Source organism: Candidatus Obscuribacterales bacterium (assembly GCA_036703605.1).
GTDB lineage: Bacteria > Cyanobacteriota > Cyanobacteriia > RECH01 > RECH01 > RECH01.
The window spans coordinates 1-1,718 of the sequence record DATNRH010000418.1 but is presented as its reverse complement, the minus strand read 5'-3'; the positions used below and the strand labels follow the sequence as shown (position 1 = coordinate 1,718).

Annotated in this window: 1 protein-coding gene; it reads left to right on the top strand. The window is 52.2% G+C overall.

The genetic code is table 11. The features are described 5' to 3' along the window. Positions 1-148: 148 nt before the first annotated feature. The coding region (locus V6D20_08570; protein ID HEY9815835.1) for a pyruvate formate lyase family protein at positions 149-1,718 on the top strand (1,570 nt) is incomplete at its 3' end.

Here is a 1,718-nt window from a genome sequence, read left to right as displayed (position 1 = left end):
CTCGTTGTCGATCAGCCAACTCGGCCAAGAGGCGATCGCCCACAGGTCTAAACATGATACCTATGCATGTGACCGCGTAGCTATGGGGCCCCAGCTCCTGCACTCACGGCCACATTTGCCGCTGTAGAGACTTTGAGGTTGTTGAACTATGGTTTCCACCCCAACTCAATTGACGGTTGTATCTAACGAATCTGTCAATTTCACCCATGAAGCGGCTTGGACTGGATTTACGCCTGGTCCCTGGACGACTGAGATTAATGTCCGGGATTTTATTCAGCGCAATTATACGCCTTACACCGGCGAAGCTGATTTCCTAGCCAGTATCACACCACGAACTCAAGCGCTTTGGGATCAGGTAAAAGATCTGATGGCCCAAGAGCGTGAACGAAATATTTTGGATGTAGATACCGCCGTTCCTAGCAGCATCACGGCCCATGGGGCAGGCTATATCGATCAGTCCCTAGAACAGATTGTCGGGCTACAAACCGATCGCCCCCTCAAACGAGCCATCATGCCCCTAGGCGGGATTCGTGTGGTTAAAAAATCTCTTCAGTCCTATAACTACACGCTTGATCCTGCTACCGAGGCTATTTTTACCCAGTATCGAAAAACGCACAACGATGGTGTCTTTGATGCTTACACCCAAGACATGCGCCAGGCGCGCCACTCGGGCATTATCACCGGACTGCCGGATGCCTACGGTCGGGGGCGGATCATTGGCGACTATCGCCGGGTAGCGCTCTACGGCAGCGATCGCTTAATTGCGGATAAGAAAGACCAGCTTAAGTCCCTTGAAGTAGATGTTATCGATGAGTCGGTGATTCGTCTGCGGGAAGAGATTAGCGAACAAATCCGAGCGATCGCTGAACTGCAGGTTATGGCAGAGCGCTACGGCTGTGATATTCGCCAACCGGCTGTCACTGCCAAGGAAGCTGTGCAGTGGACCTACTTCGGCTATTTGGGTGCCATTAAGGAGCAAAATGGGGCAGCCATGTCCTTAGGCCGGGTGTCTACATTTTTGGACATTTATCTAGAGCGCGATTTGGCAAAGGGACTCTTAACGGAATCAGAAGCCCAAGAACTAATCGATCAGGTTGTCATGAAGCTGCGCATGGTGCGGTTTTTGCGCACCCCCGACTATAACCAACTGTTTTCCGGCGATCCAGTTTGGGTGACCGAATGCTTAGGCGGTATGGGCCATGATGGTCGTCCCTTGGTAACCAAGAGCAGCTTCCGCTTCCTGCAAACTCTCTATACCCTTGGCCCAGCCCCTGAACCCAATCTGACGGTGCTCTGGTCTACCCACCTGCCCACAGCCTTTAAGCAATTCTGTGCCCAGGTTTCCATTGACACCAGTTCCATCCAATACGAAAACGACGACCTGATGCGCCCCAGCTATGGGGATGACTACGGCATTGCCTGCTGTGTATCGGCTATGCCCATCGGTAAGCAAATGCAGTTCTTTGGCGCACGGGTGAACTTAGCGAAATGCCTGCTCTACGCCATTAACGGCGGCCGAGATGAGAAAGATGGTAGTCAAGTCGCTCCTCCCTATGCACCTGTGACCACAGAACAACTCGACTATGCCGACGTGCGAGATAAGCTCGATCGGATGATGGATTGGCTAGCCAAGCTCTATGTGAACACGCTGAATGTGATTCACTACATGCATGATAAATATTGCTACGAACGCTTGGAGATGGCCCTCCACGATCGCG